This is a genomic window from Pseudomonas sp. BN606 (assembly GCF_029873115.1).
GTDB lineage: Bacteria > Pseudomonadota > Gammaproteobacteria > Pseudomonadales > Pseudomonadaceae > Metapseudomonas.
Genome location: NZ_SSOF01000080.1, coordinates 201,827 through 226,570, shown reverse-complemented (window position 1 = coordinate 226,570; position 24,744 = coordinate 201,827). Strand labels below are relative to the sequence as shown.

Below are 24,744 nucleotides of genomic sequence, written 5' to 3'. Positions count from 1 at the left end.
GACGACCCTGTGGGAGCGAATTCATTCGCGATTGAAATCGCCCCCAAAGCAAGCCAGCGGAGTCGACCCGACACCAATGGTGGACCGATGATGCGTGGCCCACCCTGCAAACCAGCCTTCATTCCAGCCGCAAGGCATCCACCGGATGCAGCCGCGCCGCGCGTCGGGCGGGCGCGATTCCAGCACCAATGCCGACGAGCGCCGACAACAACAGCGCCAGCAGCACCAGCGACAGGTCCAGACTCAGCGGCAGACCCGGCACCGTCCAGTGCAGCATGCCCACCAGCAGAAAGACCATCACCAGCCCCAACAGTCCACCCAGCAGCGAAAGCAGCGTCGCCTCGGTGAGGAACAGCGCCAGCACCTGGCGCGGCGCCGCGCCAATGGCCCGCAGCAGGCCGATTTCAGCCGTTCGTTCCTCGACCGTGGTGGTCATGATGGTGAGGATGCCCACCGCACCCACCAGAAGGGATACGCCGCCAAGGGCCGCGATGCCCAGGGTCAGGGTGGCGAGGATGCGATTCAGGCTACCCAGCAGATCGCCCTGTGAAGTCATGCGGAAATCCTCGCGGCCGTGTCGCTCCACCAGCAATCGGCGCACATCCTCGGCAAAGGCTTCAGCGGGAGCGCTGTCCTCGAACAACACGTGAACCTTCACCAGCCCCTCGCGATTGAACAGGAACTCCGCCCAGTCCACCGGGATGTAGGCGATGTCATCGAGATCGAAGCCCAGCAGGTTGCCCTTGCTCGCCATGACACCGATGACCCGGAAACTCATACCGCCCACCCGCACCCGCTGGCCCACCGGGCTGGCGCTCCCGAACAACTCCGTCGACAACTTCGCCCCCAGCACGAGATACGGCGGCGTACGGCCATCCCGCGAGGGTGGCAGGAAACTCCCTGCGGCCATCTGTACCCGCCAGGCGTCCGCCAACTGCGAACCCGTACCGAGGATATCCACACGTCGCTGCCGGCCGCCCGCCTGGATGTCGCCGTTACCCTGGATGATCGGCACCACGGCTTCGGCATGGGGCAGCCGTCCCAGGGCATCCGCATCGGCGATGGTCAGGGGACGGGCGCTGGCGAGAATCCCGCCGATACCGCCAGTGGGCAATGTGCCGGGGCGGACCGTGACAACCCGCGTGCCGAACTGCGCGAAACTGTCCAGCACGCGATTGCGCAAACCCTCTCCCATGGCCGTGAGCAGCGCCACGGCGGCGATGCCGATGGCCACGCCGAGCAGGGTCAGCAGGCTGCGCAGCGGTTGGCTGAACAGGGACGAGCTGCACAGGTCGAGGCTGTCGCGCCAGCGCATCAGTGGCTGCCTTGCGGGCGCAAGGCCTGCACCGGCACCTGCGCAGCGGCGTGGCTGGCCGGCAGCCAGGCGAACAGCACGGCAGCCGCCAGCGCCAGCGACGGCGCGCCCAGCCGCGCCCACCAGGGCGCATACAGTGGCAAGCCACTAGCCAGGCGTCCGATCCAGAGCAATAGCTCGCCAAGTGCCAGACCCATCGTGGCGCCCAGCAGCGCCAGCAGGGCAGCTTCGCCGAGGAACAACAGACGCACCTGATCGGAGCTGGCGCCCACAGCCTTGAGCAGGCCAATCTCGGCGGTTCGTTGCAGGACGGCGATCCAGGTGACGTTCATGATCAGGATGCCGGCGACGAGCAAGCTGATGGCGGCGATGCCGGCCAGCGCCAATGTCAGGCCGCCGAGGATGCTATCGAAGGCGGCAAGCATGGAGTCCTGGCTGAGCAGGGTGACGTCTTCCTCACCCTGGTGACGTTCCTTCAGGGTCGCCAGCACCTGGCGCCTGGCGCTGTCGAGGTAGCTGGGGCCACGAGCCTCGACGAAGACACGGAACAACCCTTCACGGTCGAACAGCGCCTCTGCGCTGGTCACAGGCACGATCAGTGCCTCGGAAAAGTCCATCCCAAGGGATTCGCCGCGCTCGTCCAGCACGCCGATCACCCGGAAACGTCGGTCGCCCGCCCGCAGCCACTGCCCCAGTGCCGGGGCATTGCCGAACAGCTCGGTCCGCAGGCGACTGCCAATCACACAGACCTCATCAGCCTGCCCCGGCTCCAGGTCCGGCAGTGCCACGCCCTGTGCAAGGCGCAATTGGCGAATGGCGAAGAACGCGCGGGTAGTTCCAAGGGTGAGCGCCTCGCGATTGCGGTTGTCGCGGCTGACTTCCACTTGCCCGGCATGCAGCGGCGCCACCTGGCGCACCGACGGAAGCCGCTGGAGGGAAACCGCGTCCGCCTGGGTCAGCGGCCGGGGTGCCATGCCGGTGATGGGCGGCATGCCGCCCGTGGTTTCATTGCGCCCCGGAAGAACGATGAGGATGTCCCGCCCGAGCAGCGAGAATTCACCCAGCACGTAGGTCCGCGCGCCCTCCCCCAACCCACCCAGCAGGGTCACGAAGAAAACGCCCACGGCCATCGCCAGCAGCAACATGACACTGCGCGAGCCGTGCCCGCGCATGGCGCCCAGCCAGAATCGGCAGGCGTCCAGCGGCTCCATCAGGCAAACGCTCCCTGGTGCCGGTCACTGAGGATGCAGCCGTCACGCATCTGGATCTGGCGATGGGCGCGTGCAGCGTGCTGCGCGTCGTGGGTCACCAGGATCAGCGTCAGGCCGTCGGCATTCAGCTCTTCAAGCAGGGCCACCACCTCGGCGCCGGATTGGCTGTCGAGATTCCCGGTGGGTTCGTCCGCCAGCAACAGGCGCGGCCGCATCACCATGGCGCGAGCGATGGCCACCCGCTGGCGCTGGCCGCCGGACAATTCGGCGGGATGATGGCGCAAGCGTTCGGCGAGCCCCAGACGCTCGGCCAATTGCAGGCTGCGGCGACGACGCTCGCAAGGCTCGATACCGGCCAGCAGCATGGGCAACTCGATGTTCTCCAGCGCGGTCAGGCGCGGGATGAGGTGGAAAGACTGGAAGACGAAGCCAATCAGCCGGCTGCGCAACGCCGCGCGGCGATCCTCACGCAGGCAGGCGGTGGCCTCTTCATCCAGCCAGAACTCACCGCTGTCGGGGGCATCCAGCAAGCCGAGGATATTCAACAGGGTCGATTTGCCCGAGCCGGAGGCACCGGTGATCGCCAGGTACTCGCCGTCGGCCACTTCCAGGCTCAGTTGATCAAGGCCGCGTACGCGCTGCTCTCCGAGCTGGAAGCAGCGACTGACCTGGTGCATGAGGATCACCGCGCCGCCCCCCCGACTTCGCCGCTTGGGCTGACCACGCTACCGTCGGCAAGACCCTCCTGCTGCAGGCTGGGCAGGATGCGGTCACCCGGAGCCAGGCCGCCCTTCACTTCGCTCCAGCGCCAGTTGGCCAGGCCAATTTCCACCTTCTGTTCGCGCAGGTGCCCATTGTTCGGGTCGTAACGCAGCACCTTGCCGCCCTCCAGCAGGCTTTCCGTTGGCACTCGCAGGGTTTGCTCGCGCTGTGCCAGGAGGATTTCCACATCGGCGCTGTAGCCGCTGAGCAGAAGCAGGTCTGCCGGCACTCGCTCGAATGTGACTTCCACATCCACCGTTCGCGCCTGCTTTTCCAGCTCACGGACGAAGGGCGCGATTCGGCTCACACGTCCTTCGAAGCTCTGCCCGCGGAAGGCATCGAGGGTGATGCGCACTGGCATGCCTGGGCGCACCAGGGCTGCGTCCACTTCGTCTATGGGCGCTTCGACGTAAAGGCACTGGTCATCTATCAGGTCAACCGCCGGCGGTGTCGGGATACCCGGCGGCGAGGGCGTCACCACCTCACCCAGTTCGCCGTTGATCTCCGCCACGATGCCGGAGAAGGGCGCGCGCAGGGTGGCCTGGTCGAGCTGCGCCATTTGCAGGTCGAGGCTGGCGGCGGCTTCGCGGATTTTCGCCTCGCCACCACTGCACAGGAGCTGGGACAGCCGGGCGCGGGTGACGCTCTGGTCCAGCAGGTCTTCAGAGGCCAGCTTGCGCTCGGCCAGACGTTCGAGCCGGTTCTGGTCGCGCTGGTCCTGGCTGGCCTGTCGGCAGCTCTGCTCGCGCAGGTTGCGCTGGGCATCGAGCCGCGCACGGGCCTCTTCCACCCTTGCCAAAAGGTCATCCTGGCGCAGCCGCATCAGCACATCGCCGGCCTGCACACGTTGCCCGGCGTGGATCAGCAATTCGCTGACCTGGCCGCCGGTCTTGAATGACAGGTGCGCACGCCGACACGCCTTCACTGTCCCCGCCCGGGTATTGGCCACCAGGGTTTCCACGTCTCCCTTGGCCACCTCCACCAGCTGCACCGGCACAGGTTCGGGCCGCGCCCAAAACCCCAGCAGCATCGCCAGAGAGGCAAAAATGGGAATAATTATCAGTAGCTTGCGCATGGTATCGGCTCCACTTGCGAGCGGGTAAGCAGAGTCTAGGTGCGCCGCCGACAGCCCTTTTCAGCACCAGCGTGCCGACATTCCCCGGCCCTGGGGACAGGACCGCTCATAAATGAAGGCCTTAGCAGCAGAATGCCCAAGCCATTGCAGTCCGGGGCCTCTGACCACCAATGTCAAAATGCCGACAAATGGATAGACACTTGCAGATAGAGAATGAGAACGCGTCAAAATAAGGTCATTCGCAACCTGGACGCGCTGCTTCTGGTCGAATCCCGAGAAAGCCCTTGCCGCCTCTGCCAAGCTGATTGGAAATAGCAAATGGCGCCTCGGCGGCCCGACAGCACAGCAAGTGGAGATTGCGATGTACGACGAAACCCTGCCCACCGTGGAACAGCTGGAGGTGGATGAACTGGTCTGCTGGCGAGTACATACCCGTCACGCGGAAATGCTTATGACCCAGCAAGGCGCACAGATCCTCAGCTACCAGCCACATGGCGAGGAACCGGTGATCTGGCTGAGCGGCCAGGCGGGCTATCAGAAGGGCAAGGCGGTGCGCGGCGGCGTACCGGTGTGCTGGCCCTGGTTCGGCGACCTGCGACGCAACCCGGCCGACATCCAGCGCATGCACGAGGGTGGCCCCATCAGCCCGGCCCACGGCCTGGTGCGCGAGCGCGACTGGACGTTGCTCGGCATCGACAGCGAAGGCCCGGCAGTGCGCCTGGAATTCACCGTGGATACCGCTGGCGAACCCCTGCCCAGTTGGCCCCACCCCGCCGAGTTGAAGCTGTCGATCCTGCTGGACCAAGGCCTGCAGATGACGCTCTCCACCCGTAACAGCGGCGACACCCCACTGGCCATCAGCCAGGCGCTGCACAGCTACTTTGCCGTCAGCGACATCCGCGAGGTGCAAGTGGAAGGCCTGGATGGCTGCCCCTACATCGAGACCCTGGAAGAATGGCAGCGCCGCAAGCAGCAGGGAAATATCGCCTTCTCCGGCGAAACCGACCGCATCTACCTGGATACGCCCAGTAGCATGAGCATCATCGACCGTGCCTGGAATCGTCGTATCCAGCTCGACGTGGAAGGCTCCACCTCGGCAGTGGTGTGGAACCCATGGATCGACAAGTCCAAGCGCCTGTCGCAGTTCGCCGAAGACGCCTGGCAAGGAATGCTCTGCATCGAGACCGCGCGGGTGATGGATGATCTACTGGTCATCAGGCCCGGCGAAACACACCAGATGGTGCTCAACGTCAGCAGCAAGCCGCTCTGATCCGCCACCTTGGCGAATTTGCAGGATGGGTGGAGCCCGCGAAACCCATCCTGCGAACATACCCTCGCCGAACTACAAATCCCCCTCTTCCACCAATCGCACCTGCCCGGCGTCCAAGGCATAGGCGGCATCGGCCAGGTCATTGCTGACGTTCTCGACCTTCAACGTGCCGTCGACCCAGATGGGCGCGTAGATGTCGTCCAGCTGGATGCCCTTGGGGTAACGCACCAGCACGATCTGGTTCGGCGGTGGCGGCGGGACATGAATACAGGCGCCGGGGTAAGGCACCAGGAAGAATAGGGTGCTGCGGCCCTTGGCATCGCTTTCCAGGGGCACCGGATAACCGCCGATATGGATTGTCTTGCCATTCAGCGCGGCAACCGTCTTGGCGGAATACATCACCGCTGGCAGGTTCTTGTCCTGCTGCTTGAGGCCGCCTCTCTGCCCAAAAGTCCCATCGGCCTCGGGGCTGTCGTGGCTGATGTCAGGCATTTCCTCCAGTGCCTTGCGGTCCTCCGGCGGCATCAGTTCCAGCCAGTCGGTTTCGGGAAGCTCGGCACGGGCAAAGGTGCAGCAGAACAGCAGCAGGAGGCAGGCAAGACGGCGCATGAGAGGACTCTTTAACGCATGGGGCGGGAACAATCAGGCGCTAAGACTAACTGCGCGGGAAGGCGGTTCCCAGCCCCACCGAATGCAGCACTAGCTCTTTCGCACCAGGCCATAGATCACCAGCAGCACCACAGCGCCAACCACCGCGCCGATGAAGCCCGCGACCTGTCCGGCCTGGTAAATGCCCGCGGCCTGACCGCCATAGGTGGCGAGCAGCGAACCGCCAACACCGATCAGGATCGTCATGATCCAGCCCATGCTGTCGTCGCCGGGTTTGATGAAGCGTGCGATCAGGCCAACGATCAGCCCGATGAAGATGGTGCCAATGATCCCCATAACATGCCCTCCGAAGGTAGTTGAGGCATGCCTGAGCCTAGATGGGCGGCGGCTATCACGCCATCGACCGCCCCATTGCGGGGCGGCCGTGGGTGCATCAGGCCGGGTCGATCAGCGCTTCGACCGCCACGATCTGGCGGTCGAGCGTGGCGCGATCAGCGCAGCGCAGGGTGGCATGACCCACTTTGCGGCCAGCCTTGAAGGCCTTGCCGTAGTGGTGCAGGTGGCAGTCAGCGATGGAAATCACCTTATCCACAGCCGGCACTTCACCGATGAAGTTGAGCATTGCGCTCTCGCCCAGCTTGGCAGTCGAACCCAGCGGCAGGCCGGCGACGGCACGCAGGTGGTTCTCGAACTGGCTGCACTCGGCGCCTTCGATGGTCCAGTGGCCGGAGTTGTGAACGCGCGGGGCGATCTCGTTGGCCTTCAGGCCGCCATCCACCTCGAAGAACTCGAAGGCCAGCACGCCGACGTAGTCCAGCTTGGTCAGCACGCGGCCGACATAATCCTCGGCCAGGGCTTGCAGCGGGTGGTCGGTGCTGGCGATTGAGAGGCGCAGGATGCCGTTCTCATGGGTGTTGTGCACCAGCGGGTAGAAGCGGGTTTCGCCATCGCGAGCACGCACTGCCACCAGGGACACTTCGCCGGTGAAGGGCACGAAGCCTTCCAGGATGCAGGGCACGCTACCCAGTTCAGCGAACGCACCAACCACGTCTTCCGGCTTGCGCAGGACCTTCTGGCCCTTGCCGTCGTAACCCAGGGTGCGGGTCTTGAGCACCGCCGGCAGGCCGATGCTGGCAGCTGCGGAGTCGAGGTCGGCCTGGGACTGGATATCGGCGAATTCCGGGGTGGGGATGCCGAGGTCCTTGAACATCGACTTCTCGAACCAGCGGTCGCGGGCGATACGCAGGGCATCCGCGCTTGGGTAGACCGGCACGAACTGCGAGAGGAAAGCCACGGTCTCGGCCGGTACGCTCTCGAACTCGAAGGTCACCAGATCCACTTCATCGGCCAGTTGGCGCAGGTGGTCCTGGTCGCCGTAGTCGGCGCGGATGTGCTCGCCAAGCGCCTGGGCGCAGGCATCCGGGGCCGGGTCGAGGAAGGCGAAGTTCATGCCCAGCGGAGTGCCCGCCAGGGCCATCATGCGACCCAACTGGCCGCCACCGATTACGCCGATCTTCATGGGTCAGGCCTCGCGCGGGTCTGGATTGTCCAGGACCATGTCGGTCTGCTCGCGGCGGAAGTCCTTCAGCGCAACGTGGTACTTCGGATACTTGCCGCCAAGGATGCTTGCTGCCAGCAGCGCCGCGTTGATCGCACCGGCCTTGCCGATGGCCAGGGTGGCGACCGGAATGCCGGCGGGCATCTGCACGATGGACAGCAGGGAATCGACGCCCGAGAGCATGGATGACTGCACCGGTACGCCCAGCACCGGCAGGTGGGTCTTGGCGGCACACATGCCCGGCAGGTGGGCAGCACCGCCGGCACCGGCGATGATCACCTCGATGCCACGGCCTTCGGCTTCCTCGGCGTACTGGAACAGCAGGTCCGGGGTGCGGTGGGCGGACACCACCTTCACCTCATAGGGAATGCCCAGCTTTTCCAGCATGTCGGTGGTGTGGCTGAGGGTGCTCCAATCGGACTTGGAGCCCATGATCACGCCTACCAGTGCGCTCATCGTCGTGCCTCATCAAAGTGCGCCGGTTGGCGCGACCAAAAACAACAAGCCACGCAATGGCGTGGCTTGTCTGCAATGTGGGCCGTGCTGCGGGGTGCGCTGCCGGCCGAAGGCCGCGCAGTATAACGCAAAGCCACGCCTGGCGTGCACTTGCCCTTACCGCTCGTCCAGAGCCGTCGCCAGGCGGCGTGGGCGCAGCTAAACCTTGCTCCAGCGCAATGCTCGCGAGAGATGGCGGCGCAGAATCGCAACTCTTTTCCAAGGAGGTGCATGCCATGAACCAGACCATGAAAGCTGCGGTTGTCCATGCCTTTGGCGAGCCGCTACGGATCGAGCAAGTAAAGGTTCCCCTGCCCGGCCCCGGGCAGATTCTGGTGAAGATCGAAGCCTCGGGCGTGTGCCACACCGACCTGCATGCCGCCGAGGGCGACTGGCCCGTGAAACCCAGCCTGCCGTTCATCCCTGGCCACGAAGGCGTCGGTTTTGTTGCGGCGGTGGGGGCCGGAGTCACCCGCATCAAAGAAGGTGACCGCGTTGGCGTGCCCTGGCTCTATACCGCCTGCGGCTGCTGCGAGCACTGCCTGACCGGTTGGGAAACCCTCTGCGAGAGCCAGCAGAACACCGGCTATTCGGTAAATGGCGGCTACGCCGAATATGTGCTGGCTGACCCCAACTTCGTCGGAATACTGCCGAAAAACGTCGAATTCGCGGAGATAGCGCCGATTCTTTGCGCCGGCGTCACCGTCTACAAGGGGCTTAAGGTGACTGGTGCGCGGCCCGGCCAGTGGGTAGCGATTTCCGGCATCGGCGGCCTTGGCCATGTCGCCGTGCAGTACGCCCGCGCCATGGGGCTGCACGTCGCCGCCGTGGATGTGGATGACACCAAGCTGGAACTCGCGCGCAAGCTCGGCGCCAGCCTGACCATCAACGCTTGCCACGAGAATCCTGCCGAGGTGATCCAGCGGGATATTGGTGGCGCCCACGGCGTTCTGGTCACCGCCGTCTCCAATAGCGCCTTCGGCCAGGCCATCGGCATGGCGCGACGCCACGGTACCGTGGCTCTGGTGGGCCTGCCGCCGGGTGACTTCCCCACTCCAATCTTCGATGTAGTGCTGAAGGCCATCAGCATCACCGGCTCCATCGTCGGCACCCGCGCCGACCTGCAGGAAGCCCTGGACTTCGCTGGCGAAGGCCTGGTCAAAGCCACCATCCACAAGGACAAGCTGGACAACATCAACGGCATCTTCGAGCAGATGCGCGCTGGCAAGATCGAAGGGCGGATCGTCGTCGAGGTCTAGGCGATCGAGACTGAAGGAGCCAGCTTGCTGGCGAATGCGCCGGCAGGGCTCGCGAGCAAGCTCGCTCCTACCCCTCGCCCCCAACGCCGCCTTCCAGCTTGCGCCAGAGCAAGCGGATCGCTGCCTTGCGCACCAGGGCGCAGCGGTACAAGCGGATTTCCAGCGGCACATGCCACTGGCTGCCACCACAGATCACCAGGTCACCACGGGCCAGCTCGGCCTGGGCGCTGAAGCGAGGCACCCAGGCCACGCCCAACCCCTGTAGCGCCATGCTCTTCAAGCTGTCGGCCATGGCCGTTTCGTACACCGTGGTCGCGCGCAAGGCGCGTTGACGCAGGAGAATGTTCACGGAGCGTCCGAGGAAGGCACCGGCGCTATAGGCCAGCAGCGGCACACTCTGGCCGCTGTCCAGCTCGAAGAGCGGCTTGCCATCGGGCCCTGCCGCACACACCGGGAGCATCTCGGTGCGCCCCAGATTCATGGACGGGAAGATTTCCGGGTCCATCTGCAGGGCGGCATCCGGATCGTAGAAAGCCAGGATCAAGTCGCAGCCCCCCTCGCGCAGCGAATGCACAGCTTCACCGACGTTGGTGGCGATCAGCCGGCTGGCGATGTTCAGTCCGTCGGCCCGCAACCGCGCGATCCACTGCGGGAAGAAGCCCAGCGCCAGCGAGTGCGCGGCGGCGAACTGCAGCACCTCGCCCTGCTGGCCTTCCAGGTGGTGCAGGTGGCGGACCACGTCACCCAGCTGCTCCACCATGCTGCGCGCGGTGACCAGGAACAGCTGGCCCGACTCGGTCAGCTCGATGGGCGTGCGCGAGCGGTTGACCAGCGTCAGCCCCAGCGCCGCCTCCAGGCTACGGATGCGTCGGCTGAAGGCCGGCTGGGTGACGAAACGCCGCTCCGCGGCCTGGGAAAAGCTGCGGGTGTTGGCCAGGGCAACGAAGTCTTCCAGCCATTTGGTTTCCAGGTTCATCGTCAGATTCCGAGATGCTCGATTTTGGTGCACACGCTCGCGGCAGAACCCGCGTCACTCGTACATTATGCCGATTGTGCATGACCCAGCGAATAACAGCATTGGCCGACAAACGGCCAGAGGCCTAGATTATTGGGCATCGCGGCGCTAGCCGTGTTCCCCCAGAGATGAATGACATCATGTCCTCCGCTGCATCCTTCCGCATCGAAAAAGACCTGCTCGGCACCCTCGAAGTTTCCTCCGAGGCCTATTACGGCATCCAGACCCTGCGCGCGGTTCACAACTTCCGGCTGTCCGGCGTACCGCTGTCGCACTACCCGAAGCTGGTCGTAGCCCTGGCAATGGTCAAGCAGGCCGCCGCCGATGCGAACAAGCAGCTCGGTCACCTCAGCGCCGACAAGCACGCTGCGATCAGCGAAGCCTGCGCTCGCCTGATCCGCGGTGACTTCCACGACCAGTTCGTGGTGGACATGATCCAGGGTGGCGCCGGCACCTCCACCAACATGAACGCCAACGAAGTGATCGCCAACATCGCCCTCGAGGCCATGGGCAAGCAGAAGGGTGAGTACAAGTACCTGCACCCGAACAACGACGTGAACATGGCGCAGTCGACCAACGACGCCTACCCGACCGCCATCCGTCTCGGCCTGCTGCTGGGCCACGATGCCCTGCTGGCCAGCCTCGACAGCCTGATCCAGGCATTCGCCGCCAAAGGCGTGGAGTTCGCCGACGTACTGAAAATGGGCCGGACCCAGCTGCAGGACGCCGTACCCATGACCCTCGGCCAAGAGTTCAAGGCCTTCGCCACCACCCTGGGCGAAGACCTCGACCGCCTGCGCCGCCTGGCGCCGGAATTGCTGACCGAAGTGAACCTGGGCGGTACTGCAATCGGCACCGGCATCAACGCTGACCCCGGCTACCAACACCTGGCCGTTGAGCGCCTCGCCGCCATCAGCGGCCAGCCGCTGAAACCGGCCGCCGACCTGATCGAAGCGACCTCCGACATGGGCGCCTTCGTGCTGTTCTCCGGCATGCTCAAGCGCACCGCGGTCAAGCTGTCGAAGATCTGCAACGACCTGCGCCTGCTCTCCAGTGGCCCGCGTACCGGCATCAACGAGATCAACCTGCCGCCGCGCCAGCCGGGCAGCTCGATCATGCCGGGCAAGGTCAACCCGGTGATCCCGGAAGCGGTCAACCAGGTGGCCTTCGAAGTCATCGGCAACGACCTGGCCCTGACCCTGGCAGCCGAAGGCGGCCAGCTGCAGCTGAACGTCATGGAGCCGCTGATCGCCTACAAGATCTTCGACTCGATCCGCCTGCTGCAACGTGCCATGGACATGCTGCGCGAGCACTGCATCGTCGGCATCACCGCCAACGTCGAGCACTGCCGCCGCCTGATGGAAAACTCCATCGGCCTGATCACCGCACTGAACCCGTACATCGGTTACGAGAACGCCACCCGCATCGCCAAGGAAGCCCTGGAAAGTGGCCGCGGCGTGCTGGAACTGGTGCGTGAGGAGAAGCTGCTGGACGAGTCCATGCTGGCCGACATCCTCCGCCCGGAAAACATGATCGCCCCGCGCCTCGTGCCGCTGAAGGCCTGATCAGGCAAACGAACTCACCAGGAGGGGCCCTGCCCCTTCATCCTTCGAGGATGGCGCCAGCCATCCTTTTTTTTGCCTGTGGAAAAGTGCCGCCGCGCCGTAGGGTGCGCCGCGCGCACCGGCCCCTATCCCGAACCAGCTTGTAGGGTGGATATCGCTTTTCAAATCCACCAGCGGCGTCGAGTCGGGCCACGATGGTGAACCGGCGTGCATCCGGGCTACAGACCGTAGGAGCGAGCTCTGCTCGCGAATGGGCCTGGTGGAACGCTTCGCGAGCAAGCTCGCTCCTACAGTCGCCAGGCCTTGCGCAGCATGCGTATCGCTTCGGCAATCTGCGCTTCGGGTACGGCAGCGAAGCCCAGCACCAGCCCCGCGCGGTTATCCACAGGCTCGGTACTGTTCTCCAGCCAGTATTCGCTGAGCCCATTCAGCTCCACACCGGCGGCACGGGCACTGTCCACCAGCTCTCGTTCCCGAGCCAGGCTGTCCGCCCGCACGCACAGGTGCAATCCAGCATCCACCGGCGGCATCGGCGAGCACCCGCGAATGGTTTCCGGCCAATCACGCAACAAGGCATCGCGACGGGCGCGGGCGGCCAATCTCATGCGCCGTACATGGCGCTGGAAATGGCCCGCAGCGATGAACTCCGCCATCACCGCCTGGGTGCCGATTTCCGAGTGGCGCATGTCCAGCGCACGACGCCGGGCGAAGGATTCGGCCAGGGCCGGCGGTAACAGCAGGTATCCCAGGCGCAGCGCGGGGAAGGTGATCTTGCAGAAGGTACCGACGTAGATCACCCGCCCCTGCCGGTCCAGCGCCGCCAGGGGCGCCAGGGGCGTTCCGCTGTAGCGGTATTCGCCGTCGTAGTCGTCCTCGACTATCCAGCCATCACGGCGTTCGGCCCATTCCAGCAGTTCCAGGCGCCGCGCCAGCGACAGCGTCACGCCCGTGGGGTACTGGTGCGAGGGCGTGACATAGACCAGCCGGCAGTTATCCACCGCTGCCAGTGCGGCACTGTCCAGACCGTCTTTATCCACAGGCACACCGCACAGCTCGGCGCCCGCCACGGCGAAGGCGTGGCCAGCGGCCCGATAGCCAGGGTTCTCGATGGCCACGCGATCACCCGGCTGCACCAGCAACTGGGCGCAGAGGCTGATGGCCTGCTGGGCGCCACAGGTGATCACCACCTGCGCCGGGTCGCAGGACAGCCCGCGACTGCTGCGCAGGTAGGCGGCAATCAGCTCGCGCAGGTTCCAGTCTCCCGCCGGGTCGCCGTATCCCAGGCGTGCCGGCGAAGGCTTGCGCCAGAAGCGCGCCTGCAAGCGCGCCCAGGTCTCGAAGGGAAACAGGTCGAAGGCCGGCACGCCGATGCGGAAGGCCCGGGGCGCACCCGTTACCGGCGGCGGCAGATGGTGGTTGTGCAGAAGCTCCAGAGCCGGACCAGGTGCCGGCCCCTTGGGAACTGGCGGCAGTTCCGGCCGCGCTGTGGATAAGTCCGCTACGTAGGTTCCATCGCCCACGCGCCCTTCCACATAGCCCTCCGCGTAGAGCTGGTCGAAGGCACGGGTCACGGTGTTACGCGAAATGCCCAGCAGCGCGGCAAGATCGCGCGTCGCCGGCAGACGCGTGCGGCTGCCCAGACGGCCATCGAGAATCCGCTCGCGCAGGGCCTGGTAGAGCTGGCGCGACAACCCCTGGGCCGGGTCCAGGCGGATGCCGGAGAGGTCGACGGGCAACGGTGGTGTGGCAGGCATATCCGGCCTCGATTGGCTCTATCGAACTGGCAGTAAATGGCTCTTACAACAGACCAATATCCTGCCTAGCATGAAGACATTCCGCCAGGAGAAGCCTTCATGTACGTCCCCTCTTCCTTTCGCCAGGATGACCTCGCCCAGCTTCACGCACAGATGCAAGCCACTGGCCTCGCCCTGCTCACCAGCTCGGGCAGCAAAGGCCTGATGGCCAGCCACCTGCCGCTGCTATTGGAACCGGATGAAGGCGAGTTCGGCACCCTCTACGGCCACTTCGCCCGCGCCAACCCGCACTGGCGCGACCTCGCCGAAGGCGCCGAGACACTGGTGGTATTTTCCGGCCCGGACGCCTACGTCACCCCCAACTGGTACCCGGCCAAGGCCGAGCACGGCAAGGTCGTGCCCACCTGGAACTACATCGCCGTGCATGCCTGGGGCCAGGCGGAAGTCTTCGACGACTCCGAGCGCCTGCTGCAACTGGTCAGCCGCCTCAGCGACCGCCATGAATCCGGCCGTCCGCAACCCTGGGCGGTGAACGATGCACCGCGCGAGTACCTCGACAGCATGCTCCGCGCCATTGTCGGCTTCGCTCTGCCAATCCGCCGCCTGGAAGGCAAATGGAAGCTCGGCCAGAACCGCTCGACCGCCGACCAGGCCGGTGTTCGCGAGGGACTGACTGTCTCGTCCAACCCGCGCGACCACGAACTGGCAGCGCGCATGACCCTTATCGACTGACCCCACAGGAAGGAATCCAATGTCCCCCGCACCGCTTGATATCCGTCCGCTCAGCGCCGCCGACCATGCCGCCTGGCTGCCGCTCTGGCAGGGCTACCAGCGTTTCTACAAGACCGAAATCCCCGCCGAGACCACCGCCGTCACCTGGCAGCGCTTCCTCGACCCGGCCGAACCCATGCACGCCGCCTTGGCCTGGCAGGGCGGCAAAGCCGTGGGCCTGGTGCATTTCATCTACCACCGCAGCTGCTGGACCGTCGGTGACTATTGCTACCTGCAGGACCTGTACGTAGCCGAAGGCCTGCGTGGCGGCGGCATCGGCCGCCAGTTGATCGAACACGTCTATGCACAGGCACGCACCACTGGCGTTTCGCGAGTGCACTGGCTGACCCACGAGACCAACACCGACGCCATGCAGCTCTACGACCGCATCGCCGACCGTTCCGGCTTCGTCCAGTACCGCAAGATCCTCTGACCGGAGAGCACCATGAGCACCCAGGACCTGAGCCACTGGCAACCCCGTCCCGTTCCCGCCCAAACGCCGCTGCCCGGCCGTTTCGTCCGCCTGGAGGCGCTGGACGTCTCGCGCCACGGCGATGATCTCTGGCAGGCCCTGCAAGGCCCCGATCCGGCGCTCTGGGATTACCTGCCCTACGGCCCCTTCGCCAGCCGCGAGCCCTTCGATGCCTGGCTGGCGGGCAATGCCGAGATCCGCGACCCGCTCTTCTACACGGTGATAGACCTCGCCAGCGGCCGCGCGCTCGGCATCCTCAGCTACCTGCGCATCGCCCCGAAGGACGGGGCCATCGAGATCGGCCACATCGCCTTCGGCAAGGCCATGCAACGCACGCCGGGCTCCACCGAAGCGGTCTGGCTGCTGGCCCGGCATGCCTTCGACGACCTTGGCTACCGCCGCCTGGAATGGAAGTGCAACGCCAGCAACGCCCGCTCCATGCGTGCTGCAGAGCGCCTGGGCTTCAGCTACGAAGGGCTGTTCCGTCAGCACATGATCGTCAAGGGCCAGAACCGCGACACCGCTTGGTTCTCCATCATCGACGGCGAATGGCCGACGTGCCGCGAGGCCTTCGAGCGCTGGCTGTCTGTGGATAACTTCGACGGAGAGGGACGGCAGCGCCAATCCCTGGAAGGGCTCAGGAGTTGAACCGTTCCAAGGGTGGATGGCGCTTTACCATCTACCCGCGCAGTCCAGCCGAACCCCGCTGGTGGACCGGTGGAACGGGGTCCACCCTACAAACGCGGCTCCAATGTGCAGGGCGCACCCCTACCTCTATCTCACTCGATCTCGAATAACCCGTTCTTCAACGGCGCCACGTCCAGGCGCTGTCGTACGTCGTCGTCGATGCGCGGGTCGTCGGGGCGGTAGAGCTTCACCTGGCGGTAGGCGGCGACGCGATTGATCTCCTGGCCCAGGTATTCCCATACCACGCGGGTGCAGGCGGGATTGCGCCGGTCACCGCTGGAGACGCCGGTTTTAAGTCCGTTGAGGCGAGTGATTCGGCTCTTGTAGCTGGGGATGAGGATGGTCTGGCTCATCTCGTTCAAGGTGAGCGACTCGTAATCCATCAGGAACAGCCGGTCCTGCAACTGGAAAGCCGCTCCCCGGTAGCAGCATCGCACCCAGTCTTCCGCCTGGACTTCGGTGCTGCTGGAACGCTCCTGGCGTTCCTGGCGCTCGAAGAGGAAGTTGCCGTCGTCTTCCCACAGGCGCACCAGAGAAAGCAGGACAGTGCCAGGCACCGACATGCAGTTGGAGTACTCGAAGTAGAAACCGCAGTAACGCGACAGGTTGCCCGACTGCTCGCGTAACGGGGCGAACAGTTCCATCAACGGATCGGAGCGTCCTGCCCCCTCCTGGCCGACCGGACGGGTACCCAGCAAACGGGAGAACTGCTCGGGCGGCAACCCCAGTTCGTAATCCTCGACACCGAAGAAATCGCAGATGCGCTTGAGGTTGTAGGGTGTCGGCCGGCTCTGGCCACTCAGGTACTTGTTGAACTGGGCGCGATTGATACCCAGCTTGCGGCAAACCTCCGCGATAGAGCGGTAGTGCCCACAAAGCAGCTTGAGGTTGTTGCCGAGATACTCCGCCATATCACTGGCCCGTACTGATGCGAGTGACGCGATTATAGCGCCAACTCGCGCCACATCGGTGCAACCCGCGAAATTGTTATCCGGGTCGCATTCCCCAACCATGCGCGCCACGGCCGACGCTTGTCCGCTCGAAGCCGTTTCCCATCACGCGAACAATAAGAATCGAGGTCTCACTCATGCTTGAAGTGATCAACGATTTCCTCTCGGGGAAAGTGCTCATCGTCCTTATCGTTGGACTCGGCACCTATTTCACCCTCCGCTCCCGCTTCGTCCAGTTCCGCCATTTCGGCCACATGTTCAGCGTGTTCAAGGAATCCATCAGTGGCCAGGCCGGTCAGTTGAGTTCCTTCCAGGCCCTGATGCTGAGCCTCGCCGGCCGCGTTGGCGCCGGTAACATCGCCGGTGTCGGCCTGGCCGTGACCCTTGGCGGCCCTGGCGCCGTGTTCTGGATGTGGGTCACCGCCCTGGTCGGCATGTCCAGCAGCTTCTTCGAGTGCACCCTGGCCCAGGTCTACAAGCGCGCCGACGGAGACGGCCTGTACCGTGGCGGCCCGTCCTACTACATCCAGCACGGCCTGAAACTGCGCTGGATGGCCGTGACCTTCGCGGTCCTGCTGCTGGTGACCTACGGCTTCGCCTTCAACGGCCTGCAGTCCTTCACCGTGACCCACTCCCTGGAAAACGCCTTCGGCCTGCCCGTGCAGTACACCGGCATCGGCCTGGCCGTGCTCCTCGGCCTGGTGTTCATCGGTGGCATCAAGCGCATCGCCTCGGTGTCCGACCTGCTGGTACCGGTCAAGACCCTGGCCTACATCGCCGTCACCTGCTACGTGATCGTGTCCCAGATCGAACTGGTGCCGGACATGCTGGTAACCATCGTGAAAAGCGCCTTCGGCCTCGAGCCGGCCTTCGCCGGCCTGCTGGGCAGCGCCATCGTGATGGGCGTGAAGCGCGGCGTGTTCGCCAACGAAGCGGGCCTGGGTAGTGCCCCGAACGTGGCGGCCGTGGCCGCCGTGAAGCATCCGGCTGCGCAGGGCGTTGTCCAGGCGTTCAGCGTGTTCCTCGACACCTTCGTGATCTGCACCTGCACCGCGCTGCTGATCCTGCTGTCCGGTTTCTACACCCCGGGCTTCGAAGGCGACGGCATCGTGCTGACGCAGAACTCCCTGGCCGCCGTGGTCGGTGAGTGGGGCCGCATTTTCATCAGCGTTGCGCTGAGCCTCTTCGTCTTCACCTGCATCCTGTACAACTACTACCTCGGCGAGAACGCCCTGCAGTTCCTGGTCGGCCGTAGCCGTGCCGCCCTGCTGAGCTATCGCGGACTGGTGCTGGCGCTGATCTGCTGGGGTTCCATGCAGAACCTCGGCACCGTATTCGCCTTCGCCGACATCACCATGACCTGCCTGGCCTTCGTCAACCTTGTAGCCCTGGCGCTGCTGATCAAGGTCGGCCTGCGGGTAATGCGCGACTACGACGATCAGCGCAAAGCCGGCGTCGACCAGCCGGTGTTCGACTCCACCAAGTTCGCTGACCTGGACCTGGACCGAGACGCCTGGCCGGCCAACCCGGTAGCCGACGTCTCCGGCGTCAACGTCGCTCACGGCCTGGCGCAAAGCCACCGCTGATAGCGCGTTCCGGTAAGACCTGGTGCCGCTCCTCCGCTGACGCGGGGAGCGGCACTGTCGTATCTGCACCTTTGCTTTTCCGAGTTATCCACACCCATGAATGCTGTGAAGAACCTCTTCGTGCTCTACACCGGCGGCACCATCGGCATGCTGCAGACTCCCGAAGGCCTCGCTCCGGCCAGTGGATTCGAGGCACGCATGCGCGAGCAGCTGGACGGCCAGGGATTGGCACTGGACTGGAGCTTCCAGGAACTGCTGCCGCTGATCGACAGCGCCAACATGCGCCAGGCCAACTGGCTGGCCATGCGTGAGGCCATCGTCGACGCGGTGGAGCGCGGCCACGACGGCGTGCTCCTTCTGCACGGCACCGACACCCTGGCCTACAGCGCGGCGGCCCTCGGCTTCCTGCTTCTTGGCTTGCCCGTCCCCGTGGTGCTGACCGGCGCCATGTTGCCGGCTGGCAGCGAGGGCAGCGATGCCTGGCCCAACCTGCTGGGGGCCATCCACGCACTCCAGGCCGGAGTCGCGCCTGGTGTGCAACTCTTTTTCAATGGCGAGCTGCTGCATGGCGCCCGCGCCAGCAAGCTGCGCTCGGAAGCTTTCGACGCGTTCACCGTGTTTCCGCGAACCCGCATGGGTGAACGTGCCGACGTCATTCCAGCCGGCCTCGGCTTCCGCGTCTCGCGCCAGCCGGTGAACCTCGCGGTACTCCCGCTGTTCCCCGGTCTTGCGGCCAGTCACGTGGAAGCGCTGCTTTCCAGTGGTGTGCAGGGATTGGTGCTGGAGTGCTATGGCAGTGGCACCGGCCCGGCAGACGACAAGGCGCTGCTCGATACGTTGCACGCCGCCCACCAGCGCGGCGTGGTGCTCGTCGCCTCCAGCCAGTGCCCGGCTGGGCACGTGCAAGCGGGTGTCTATGCTGCCGGCAGCCAACTGCTGGCCACCGGCCTGGTACCCGCAGGCGGTATGACCCGCGAGGCGGCCCTGGGCAAATTGTTCGCCCTGCTCGGTGCCGGCTTGCACCAGGCCGAGGTGGAGCAGTGGTTCGCGGTGGACCTCTGTGGGGAAATGGTGGACTGAACACTCACCATAAGCATCGTTGGGGGCAGCGGAGCTGCCCTTGACGAATGAATTCGCCCCTTGGCAGGACGACAGTCGAGATACAAGGGTGGATGGCGCTTGTCCGGCGCTCGCAGTGGCGCCGCAATCAGGCCGATGTCGAGCAGCAGCGAAGCAACGGCACCGCGCTGGCCACCCGGTCCGGATCGGGCATGCATGAGAAGGCTGCCGCGACGGCTTACATCCGCACCGGATGGCCGAGGCGATAGCCCTGGAACAGCTTGAACGGGAGCCCCTTGGCGACCTCGTGCTGCCAGCCGGTCTCGATCTTTTCCGCCACCAGGTCCACCTGATAGCGATGAATGAAGTCGTACAGCCTTTCGCCCAGCACGGCGTAGCGGCTGGACAGAAAATCCCCATCCTCATGCTGCGGAACACCCAGTTCCGCAAGGTCGAGCTTCACGACATCGCACAGGCCCAGGTCGAGTTCCCAGTGGGCCGGGCGGCCGAGGTCGTAGTCGTCTAGCGCCACCAGCACGCCTTCCTCCTTCAGGCGCATCAGGCCCTTCATGTAGGACCTGAAGCTGTCGAAGCAAACCGTTGGGCGCTCCGTGACTTCGACCACCAGCAGGGCACCGGAGCAGCGCAAGTCGGCAGCGCTTTCGATGAGATCTTCGACCAGTTCCGATTCCGCCAGACTTCGCTTCTCGACATTGACGAAGTGCCGAACCGGTAGGCTGCCGGCCTGGGTGTCGTGCAGATAGCGGGTATAGCTGCGATTGAGCATGCAGCGGATGCGTACCCCCTGGAGCAGCTCGCGCGTGAGCCGCTGCAGGTCGTCCTGCGGCAGCCTGGCGATGGCATCTTCGGTGCTTTTGATGAAGGAGTCGAACGCAAAACGGGCGAGGCTTTCAAAACCGACGACCCGGTCTTGTCGGTCCTTGATCGGTTGCAGCCTGACTTCGCCCATGCGGGCTGCGGTCAAGGGTCGGGCGGGGAACGTGGTGCCGCCCTGGCGATTGGAAGGAAGGGACATGGGGCGGGTACCCGCAGCTCGAAAAGAGCCGGCAGGCTAGGCGCCCGGTTCCCGTTGATGGAAATCAGAAATCTTCATTTCGGGCCAGCGCCCTGGACGGATAAGGGCTACCGGCCCCGAGGGGCCGGGCTTCCTGCGGACTCAGGCCACTTCACCGCGGATGTACTGCTCCAGATGCAGGATCAGGTCGTCCTGCTCGGCCATGGCTTCTTTCACCAGGTCGCCGATGGACAGCAGGCCGACCAACTCACCGTCTTCCACTACCGGGAGGTGGCGCATGTGCTGCTCGGTCATCAGCGACATGCATTCACGAATACTCTGCTTCGAAGTCACCGTCAGCACCGGCTCGGTCATGAACTCACGCACCACGGTCGCCACGGACGAGCGCCCCTGCAGCACGCCTTTGCGCGCGTAGTCGCGCTCGCTGACGATACCGACCAGGTGTCCGCCCTCGGTCACCGGCAAAGCGCCGATGTTCAGTTCGGCCATCATTCGCAACGCCTCGAGCATCGGCGCTGCGACATCAATGGTGTGGACGTTCTGCCGCGGCTTGGCGCGGAGCATCTGTGCGACGGTCTTCATCTGTAATCCCTCCGGTAGCGTTGGCTGGAAGGCCAGAATGCGCGCGGTCGTGACCGCGGCGCCAAGAAGAGATTTGCATGGTAGCTATTGAAAATTTCATTGATGGGCAGAAGCGGGTTGCCAGGTGCCGGTGGGAGCGAGTTCAGTCGCCCTGCAGGCTCAGCAAGGCAGTCCCTCGGAGCGCCATGGAGATTGAAATCGCTCTACGGAACGATCGTCTGCCCGTTTCCCAGGCACAAAAAAAGGGAGCCTTGCGGCTCCCTACGGGGACTATCGCCGGAGCAATCAGGCGATTTCGATCAGGACTTCGCCCGGGTTCACGCGGTCGCCCTTGGCCACATGGACTGCCTTGACGGCACCGTCGATGGGCGACTGGACTTCGGTTTCCATCTTCATGGCCTCGGTGATCAGCACGGCCTGACCGGCTTTCACCTGGTCGCCTTCCTTCACCAGCACATCGACGATGTTGCCCGGCATGGTGGTGCTGACATCGCCCGGTGCGCTGGCGCTCTTGCGCTTGCTGCCGGAGCCTGCGACGAACTCGTTGAGCGGCTCGAATACCACTTCTTCCGGCATGCCGTCGATGGACAGGTAGAAGTGGCGCTTGCCGTCGCTCTTCACGCCGACACCGGTGATGTCGATGCGGTAGCTCTCGCCATGCACGTCCACCACGAACTCGGTCGGAGTGCCTTCGCCGCCGACCGGGGCCGCACCCTTGCCGTTGGGCATGGGCAGCAGTTCTTCCGGCTTCAGGGTGCCGGCGGCACGCTCTTCGAGGAACTTGCGGCCGATGTCCGGGAACATGGCGAAGGTCAGCACGTCCTCTTCGCACTTGGCGAGGCTGCCGATGTCTTCGCGCAGCTTGTTCAGCTCCGGCTTGAGCAGGTCCGCCGGACGCACGTCGATGACTTCTTCGTTGCCGATGGCCTGGCGACGCAGTTGCTCGTTGATCTGGCCAGGCGCCTTGCCGTAGCGGCCTTGCAGGTAGAGCTTCACCTCGTTGGTGATGGTCTTGTAGCGCTCACCGGCCAGCACGTTGAAGAACGCCTGGGTACCGACGATCTGCGAGGTCGGGGTGACCAGGGGCGGGAAGCCGAGGTCTTCGCGAACACGCGGGATTTCCGCCAGCACTTCCGGCATGCGGTTCAGGGCGCCCTGTTCCTTCAACTGGTTGGCCAGGTTGGAGATCATGCCGCCCGGAACCTGGTTGACCTGCACGCGGGTATCCACGCCGGTGAATTCGCTTTCGAACTGGTGGTACTTCTTGCGCACGGCGTGGAAGTACATGCCGATTTCCTGGATCAGTTCCAGGTCCAGGCCGGTGTCGAAAGGCGTGTCGCGCAGAGCGGCGACCATCGACTCGGTACCCGGGTGGCTGGTGCCCCAGGCCATGCTGGAGATCGCGGTGTCGATGCGGTCAGCACCGTTTTCCACGGCCTTGAGCTGGCACATGCTGGCCACGCCGGCGGTGTCGTGGGAGTGCACGACCACATCCAGCGGTAGCGCCTCTTTCAGCGCCTTCACCAACTCGCCGGTGGCGTACGGGGTCAGCAGGCCCGCCATGTCCTTGATGGCGATGGAGTCCACGCCCATGTCGGCCATGGCTTTGCCTTGGGCAACGAAGGCGTCGATGGTGTGTACCGGACTGGTGGTGTAGGCGATGGTGCCCTGGGCGTGCTTGCCGGCAGCCTTCACGGCTTCGATGGAGACGCGCAGGTTACGCACATCGTTCATCGCGTCGAAGATGCGGAACACATCGATGCCATTGACCGCGGCCTTGGCGACGAAGGCGCGTACCACGTCGTCGCTGTAGTGGCGGTAGCCCAGCAGGTTCTGGCCGCGCAGGAGCATTTGCAGTCGGGTGTTGGGCAGGGCGGCCTTGAGCTTGCGCAGACGCTCCCATGGGTCTTCCTTGAGGAAGCGCACGCAGGCGTCGAAGGTGGCGCCGCCCCAGACTTCCAGCGACCAGTAGCCGACCTTGTCGAGCTTGTCGCAGATCGGAAGCATGTCTTCGGTGCGCATGCGGGTGGCCAGCAGGGACTGGTGCGCATCGCGCAGGATGGTATCGGTGATCGAAATCTTCTTGCTCATGTTCTGAATCCTTCCCCTACAGGCCGGCGTGGGCGGCGATGGCGGTGGCGATGGCGATGGCCAGGTGCGACGGGTTGCGCTTGATCGAGTACTGGGTCAGCTCCGGATGGCTCTCGACGAAACTGGTGTTGAACTCGGCGCTGCGGAACTCGGGATTGCGCAGGATTTCCTGGTAGTACGGCGCGGTGGTCCGCACACCCTGCACGCGCATGTCATCGAGGGCGCGCAGGCCGCGGTCCAGGGCTTCTTCCCAGGTCAGTGCCCAGACGATCAGCTTCAGGCACATGGAGTCGTAGTACGGCGGAATGGTGTAGCCGGTGTAGATCGCGGTGTCGGTACGCACACCGGGACCGCCGGGAGCGTAGTAACGGGTGATCTTGCCGAAGGACGGCAGGAAGTTGTTCTTCGGGTCCTCGGCGTTGATACGGAACTGCAGGGCGAAGCCACGATGGATGATGTCGTCCTGCTTGACCGACAGTTCCAGCCCGGAGGCGACGCGGATCTGCTCGCGGACGATGTCGATGCCGGTGATTTCCTCGGTGATGGTGTGTTCCACCTGCACGCGGGTGTTCATCTCCATGAAGTACACCTCGCCCTCGGCGAGCAGGAACTCCACGGTACCGGCGTTCTCGTAGCCCACGGCCTTGGCCGCACGCACTGCGAGGTCGCCGATGTAGGCACGCTGCTCGGGAGTGAGCTGCGGGCTCGGGGCGATTTCGATGAGCTTCTGGTTGCGACGCTGGATCGAGCAGTCGCGCTCGAACAGGTGCACGGTGTTGCCGAAGGAGTCGGCGAGGATCTGCGCTTCGATGTGCTTGGGATTGACGATGCACTTCTCGAGGAAGACTTCCGCCGAACCGAAGGCCTTGGTGGCTTCGGAAATCACCCGCGGGTAGGCCTGTTCCAGTTCCTCGCGGCTGTTGCAGCGACGAATGCCGCGACCGCCACCACCGGAGGTGGCCTTCAGCATCACCGGGTAGCCAATGCGCTCGGCTTCACGCAGCGCTTCGGCGAGGTCGGCGACGTTGCCTTCGGTGCCGGGGGTGACCGGCACGCCAGCCTTGATCATGCTGCGGCGGGCTTCGGTCTTGTCACCCATGCGACGGATCACTTCGGCGCTCGGGCCGATGAACTTGATCCCGCGCTCGGCGCAGATGTCCGCCAGCTCGGCGTTTTCAGAGAGGAAACCGTAGCCCGGGTGCAGGGCGTCGCAGCCGGTCTCGACCGCCAGGTTCACCAGTTTGCGCGGGTTCAGGTACCCGGCCAGCGGGTCGTCACCAATGCTGTGGGCTTCGTCGGCACGCTTCACGTGCAGGGCGTGCCGGTCGGCATCAGAGTAGATGGCCACCGAGCGGATGCCCATCTCGGCGCAAGCGCGCACGATGCGGACGGCAATCTCACCGCGGTTGGCGATCAGGATTTTCTTGATCACGAGTTGTCCCTCGACCAAGTGAACAGGCGAACGGCTGGGCCGGTCGTTGGATGACCGCAGGTCGTGTAGCGGTCGCGTCATTACCCTACGCCGCAGATGGGAATAACCCCAATCAATAATTATTGGGGTATCCATTAGGTTGAGCTTATAGTTAGCAACCCTGCCCATCCCTCGAGGCCAAAATCGATGC

General features: G+C 64.6%; 23 protein-coding genes. 8 read left to right on the top strand and 15 right to left on the bottom strand.

The annotated features are described in order from the left end of the window. Positions 1–118: 118 nt before the first annotated feature. Genes E8E75_RS23730 through E8E75_RS23715 form a run of 4 tightly spaced genes read right to left on the bottom strand, consistent with a single transcriptional unit; the run spans position 119 to position 4,363 of the window. A complete protein-coding gene (locus E8E75_RS23730) occupies positions 119–1,315 on the bottom strand; it encodes an ABC transporter permease (protein ID WP_120653903.1) in 1,197 nt (398 codons plus the stop codon). Next, complete coding sequence (locus tag E8E75_RS23725) at positions 1,315–2,526, bottom strand: ABC transporter permease (RefSeq protein ID WP_153919133.1); 1,212 nt, start codon at positions 2,524–2,526, stop codon at positions 1,315–1,317. Before E8E75_RS23725 ends, E8E75_RS23730 begins: the two co-directional genes overlap by 1 nt. Beyond that, on the bottom strand, positions 2,526–3,203 hold the full coding sequence (locus tag E8E75_RS23720; RefSeq protein ID WP_153919135.1) for an ABC transporter ATP-binding protein: 678 nt from the start codon (positions 3,201–3,203) through the stop codon (positions 2,526–2,528). Before E8E75_RS23720 ends, E8E75_RS23725 begins: the two co-directional genes overlap by 1 nt. Before the next feature lie 5 nt (positions 3,204–3,208). After that, on the bottom strand, positions 3,209–4,363 hold the full coding sequence (locus E8E75_RS23715) for an efflux RND transporter periplasmic adaptor subunit (RefSeq protein WP_153919137.1): 1,155 nt from the start codon (positions 4,361–4,363) through the stop codon (positions 3,209–3,211). 361 nt (positions 4,364–4,724) lie between these two features. On the opposite strand from E8E75_RS23715, the gene E8E75_RS23710 reads away from it, so the two are divergent. Then, entirely contained in the window at positions 4,725–5,633 is a 909-nt protein-coding gene (locus tag E8E75_RS23710; RefSeq protein WP_153919139.1) for a D-hexose-6-phosphate mutarotase, read from the top strand. 72 nt (positions 5,634–5,705) lie between these two features. Here E8E75_RS23710 and E8E75_RS23705 read toward each other — a convergent pair whose 3' ends face one another. The 4 genes from E8E75_RS23705 to purE all read right to left on the bottom strand — a co-directional run bounded on the left by E8E75_RS23705 (position 5,706) and on the right by purE (position 8,256). Beyond that, positions 5,706–6,242: a DUF3299 domain-containing protein gene (locus E8E75_RS23705; RefSeq protein ID WP_120653898.1), complete on the bottom strand. Its 537-nt coding sequence runs from the start codon at positions 6,240–6,242 to the stop codon at positions 5,706–5,708. Between the two features lie 90 nt (positions 6,243–6,332). Beyond that, on the bottom strand, positions 6,333–6,578 hold the full coding sequence (locus E8E75_RS23700; protein ID WP_120653897.1) for a GlsB/YeaQ/YmgE family stress response membrane protein: 246 nt from the start codon (positions 6,576–6,578) through the stop codon (positions 6,333–6,335). A 97-nt stretch (positions 6,579–6,675) separates the two neighbouring features. Then, on the bottom strand, positions 6,676–7,761 hold the full coding sequence (locus tag E8E75_RS23695) for a 5-(carboxyamino)imidazole ribonucleotide synthase (RefSeq protein WP_153919141.1): 1,086 nt from the start codon (positions 7,759–7,761) through the stop codon (positions 6,676–6,678). Positions 7,762–7,764: 3 nt separating this feature from the next. Beyond that, complete coding sequence (gene purE, locus E8E75_RS23690) at positions 7,765–8,256, bottom strand: 5-(carboxyamino)imidazole ribonucleotide mutase (RefSeq protein WP_077524410.1); 492 nt, start codon at positions 8,254–8,256, stop codon at positions 7,765–7,767. 275 nt (positions 8,257–8,531) lie between these two features. On the opposite strand from purE, the gene adhP reads away from it, so the two are divergent. Further along, positions 8,532–9,554, top strand: a complete 1,023-nt coding sequence (gene adhP, locus E8E75_RS23685; protein WP_153919143.1) for an alcohol dehydrogenase AdhP — start codon at positions 8,532–8,534, stop codon at positions 9,552–9,554. A 67-nt stretch (positions 9,555–9,621) separates the two neighbouring features. On the opposite strand, the gene E8E75_RS23680 is transcribed toward adhP, so the two are convergent. Further along, entirely contained in the window at positions 9,622–10,530 is a 909-nt protein-coding gene (locus E8E75_RS23680; protein ID WP_120653894.1) for a LysR substrate-binding domain-containing protein, read from the bottom strand. A gap of 179 nt (positions 10,531–10,709) precedes the next feature. On the opposite strand from E8E75_RS23680, the gene E8E75_RS23675 reads away from it, so the two are divergent. Continuing rightward, entirely contained in the window at positions 10,710–12,134 is a 1,425-nt protein-coding gene (locus tag E8E75_RS23675; RefSeq protein ID WP_120653893.1) for an aspartate ammonia-lyase, read from the top strand. Positions 12,135–12,421: 287 nt separating this feature from the next. On the opposite strand, the gene E8E75_RS23670 is transcribed toward E8E75_RS23675, so the two are convergent. Continuing rightward, complete coding sequence (locus E8E75_RS23670; RefSeq protein WP_153919145.1) at positions 12,422–13,888, bottom strand: PLP-dependent aminotransferase family protein; 1,467 nt, start codon at positions 13,886–13,888, stop codon at positions 12,422–12,424. 99 nt (positions 13,889–13,987) lie between these two features. On the opposite strand from E8E75_RS23670, the gene E8E75_RS23665 reads away from it, so the two are divergent. The 3 genes from E8E75_RS23665 to E8E75_RS23655 are packed head-to-tail and all read left to right on the top strand — an operon-like array spanning position 13,988 to position 15,779. Beyond that, positions 13,988–14,620, top strand: coding sequence for an FMN-binding negative transcriptional regulator (locus tag E8E75_RS23665; RefSeq protein ID WP_153919148.1), 633 nt, complete (start codon positions 13,988–13,990; stop codon positions 14,618–14,620). A 19-nt stretch (positions 14,621–14,639) separates the two neighbouring features. Continuing rightward, on the top strand, positions 14,640–15,092 hold the full coding sequence (locus tag E8E75_RS23660) for a GNAT family N-acetyltransferase (RefSeq protein ID WP_153919151.1): 453 nt from the start codon (positions 14,640–14,642) through the stop codon (positions 15,090–15,092). 12 nt (positions 15,093–15,104) lie between these two features. Continuing rightward, on the top strand, positions 15,105–15,779 hold the full coding sequence (locus E8E75_RS23655) for a GNAT family protein (protein WP_153919154.1): 675 nt from the start codon (positions 15,105–15,107) through the stop codon (positions 15,777–15,779). A gap of 131 nt (positions 15,780–15,910) precedes the next feature. On the opposite strand, the gene E8E75_RS23650 is transcribed toward E8E75_RS23655, so the two are convergent. Then, positions 15,911–16,729 (bottom strand): helix-turn-helix transcriptional regulator, encoded by an 819-nt coding sequence (locus tag E8E75_RS23650; protein ID WP_153919157.1) that lies wholly within the window; start codon positions 16,727–16,729, stop codon positions 15,911–15,913. A 176-nt stretch (positions 16,730–16,905) separates the two neighbouring features. Between E8E75_RS23650 and E8E75_RS23645 the strand changes: the two genes are divergently transcribed. Beyond that, a complete protein-coding gene (locus E8E75_RS23645; RefSeq protein WP_153919160.1) occupies positions 16,906–18,354 on the top strand; it encodes an alanine/glycine:cation symporter family protein in 1,449 nt (482 codons plus the stop codon). Between the two features lie 96 nt (positions 18,355–18,450). Next, complete coding sequence (locus tag E8E75_RS23640; protein WP_153919163.1) at positions 18,451–19,434, top strand: asparaginase; 984 nt, start codon at positions 18,451–18,453, stop codon at positions 19,432–19,434. Positions 19,435–19,651: 217 nt separating this feature from the next. Here E8E75_RS23640 and E8E75_RS23635 read toward each other — a convergent pair whose 3' ends face one another. The 4 genes from E8E75_RS23635 to E8E75_RS23620 form a co-directional block, all read right to left on the bottom strand. Next, positions 19,652–20,449 (bottom strand): EAL domain-containing protein, encoded by a 798-nt coding sequence (locus tag E8E75_RS23635; RefSeq protein WP_120653885.1) that lies wholly within the window; start codon positions 20,447–20,449, stop codon positions 19,652–19,654. Positions 20,450–20,590: 141 nt separating this feature from the next. Next, on the bottom strand, positions 20,591–21,031 hold the full coding sequence (locus E8E75_RS23630; RefSeq protein WP_120653884.1) for a CBS domain-containing protein: 441 nt from the start codon (positions 21,029–21,031) through the stop codon (positions 20,591–20,593). Between the two features lie 285 nt (positions 21,032–21,316). Then, positions 21,317–23,122 carry a sodium-extruding oxaloacetate decarboxylase subunit alpha gene (gene oadA, locus E8E75_RS23625; RefSeq protein ID WP_120653883.1) on the bottom strand — a complete coding sequence of 602 codons (1,806 nt, stop codon included), beginning with the start codon at positions 23,120–23,122 and terminating at the stop codon, positions 21,317–21,319. Between the two features lie 16 nt (positions 23,123–23,138). After that, on the bottom strand, positions 23,139–24,554 hold the full coding sequence (locus E8E75_RS23620; RefSeq protein ID WP_120653882.1) for an acetyl-CoA carboxylase biotin carboxylase subunit: 1,416 nt from the start codon (positions 24,552–24,554) through the stop codon (positions 23,139–23,141). Positions 24,555–24,744: the final 190 nt, after the last annotated feature.

Excerpts from the sequence above, each read along its gene's own strand:
- E8E75_RS23720 (WP_153919135.1), bottom strand. The coding sequence starts at position 3,203 with ATGCACCAGGTCAGTCGCTGCTTCCAGCTCGGAGAGCAGCGCGTACGC.
- E8E75_RS23715 (WP_153919137.1), bottom strand. The coding sequence starts at position 4,363 with ATGCGCAAGCTACTGATAATTATTCCCATTTTTGCCTCTCTGGCGATG.
- E8E75_RS23675 (WP_120653893.1), top strand. The coding sequence starts at position 10,710 with ATGTCCTCCGCTGCATCCTTCCGCATCGAAAAAGACCTGCTCGGCACC.
- E8E75_RS23705 (WP_120653898.1), bottom strand. The coding sequence starts at position 6,242 with ATGCGCCGTCTTGCCTGCCTCCTGCTGCTGTTCTGCTGCACCTTTGCC.
- E8E75_RS23725 (WP_153919133.1), bottom strand. The coding sequence starts at position 2,526 with ATGGAGCCGCTGGACGCCTGCCGATTCTGGCTGGGCGCCATGCGCGGG.
- E8E75_RS23645 (WP_153919160.1), top strand. The coding sequence starts at position 16,906 with ATGCTTGAAGTGATCAACGATTTCCTCTCGGGGAAAGTGCTCATCGTC.
- E8E75_RS23730 (WP_120653903.1), bottom strand. The coding sequence starts at position 1,315 with ATGCGCTGGCGCGACAGCCTCGACCTGTGCAGCTCGTCCCTGTTCAGC.
- E8E75_RS23695 (WP_153919141.1), bottom strand. The coding sequence starts at position 7,761 with ATGAAGATCGGCGTAATCGGTGGCGGCCAGTTGGGTCGCATGATGGCC.
- E8E75_RS23655 (WP_153919154.1), top strand. The coding sequence starts at position 15,105 with ATGAGCACCCAGGACCTGAGCCACTGGCAACCCCGTCCCGTTCCCGCC.
- purE (WP_077524410.1), bottom strand. The coding sequence starts at position 8,256 with ATGAGCGCACTGGTAGGCGTGATCATGGGCTCCAAGTCCGATTGGAGC.
- E8E75_RS23670 (WP_153919145.1), bottom strand. The coding sequence starts at position 13,888 with ATGCCTGCCACACCACCGTTGCCCGTCGACCTCTCCGGCATCCGCCTG.
- oadA (WP_120653883.1), bottom strand. The coding sequence starts at position 23,122 with ATGAGCAAGAAGATTTCGATCACCGATACCATCCTGCGCGATGCGCAC.
- E8E75_RS23665 (WP_153919148.1), top strand. The coding sequence starts at position 13,988 with ATGTACGTCCCCTCTTCCTTTCGCCAGGATGACCTCGCCCAGCTTCAC.
- E8E75_RS23635 (WP_120653885.1), bottom strand. The coding sequence starts at position 20,449 with ATGTCCCTTCCTTCCAATCGCCAGGGCGGCACCACGTTCCCCGCCCGA.
- E8E75_RS23640 (WP_153919163.1), top strand. The coding sequence starts at position 18,451 with ATGAATGCTGTGAAGAACCTCTTCGTGCTCTACACCGGCGGCACCATC.
- E8E75_RS23630 (WP_120653884.1), bottom strand. The coding sequence starts at position 21,031 with ATGAAGACCGTCGCACAGATGCTCCGCGCCAAGCCGCGGCAGAACGTC.
- adhP (WP_153919143.1), top strand. The coding sequence starts at position 8,532 with ATGAACCAGACCATGAAAGCTGCGGTTGTCCATGCCTTTGGCGAGCCG.
- E8E75_RS23660 (WP_153919151.1), top strand. The coding sequence starts at position 14,640 with ATGTCCCCCGCACCGCTTGATATCCGTCCGCTCAGCGCCGCCGACCAT.
- E8E75_RS23710 (WP_153919139.1), top strand. The coding sequence starts at position 4,725 with ATGTACGACGAAACCCTGCCCACCGTGGAACAGCTGGAGGTGGATGAA.
- E8E75_RS23700 (WP_120653897.1), bottom strand. The coding sequence starts at position 6,578 with ATGGGGATCATTGGCACCATCTTCATCGGGCTGATCGTTGGCCTGATC.
- E8E75_RS23680 (WP_120653894.1), bottom strand. The coding sequence starts at position 10,530 with ATGAACCTGGAAACCAAATGGCTGGAAGACTTCGTTGCCCTGGCCAAC.
- E8E75_RS23650 (WP_153919157.1), bottom strand. The coding sequence starts at position 16,729 with ATGGCGGAGTATCTCGGCAACAACCTCAAGCTGCTTTGTGGGCACTAC.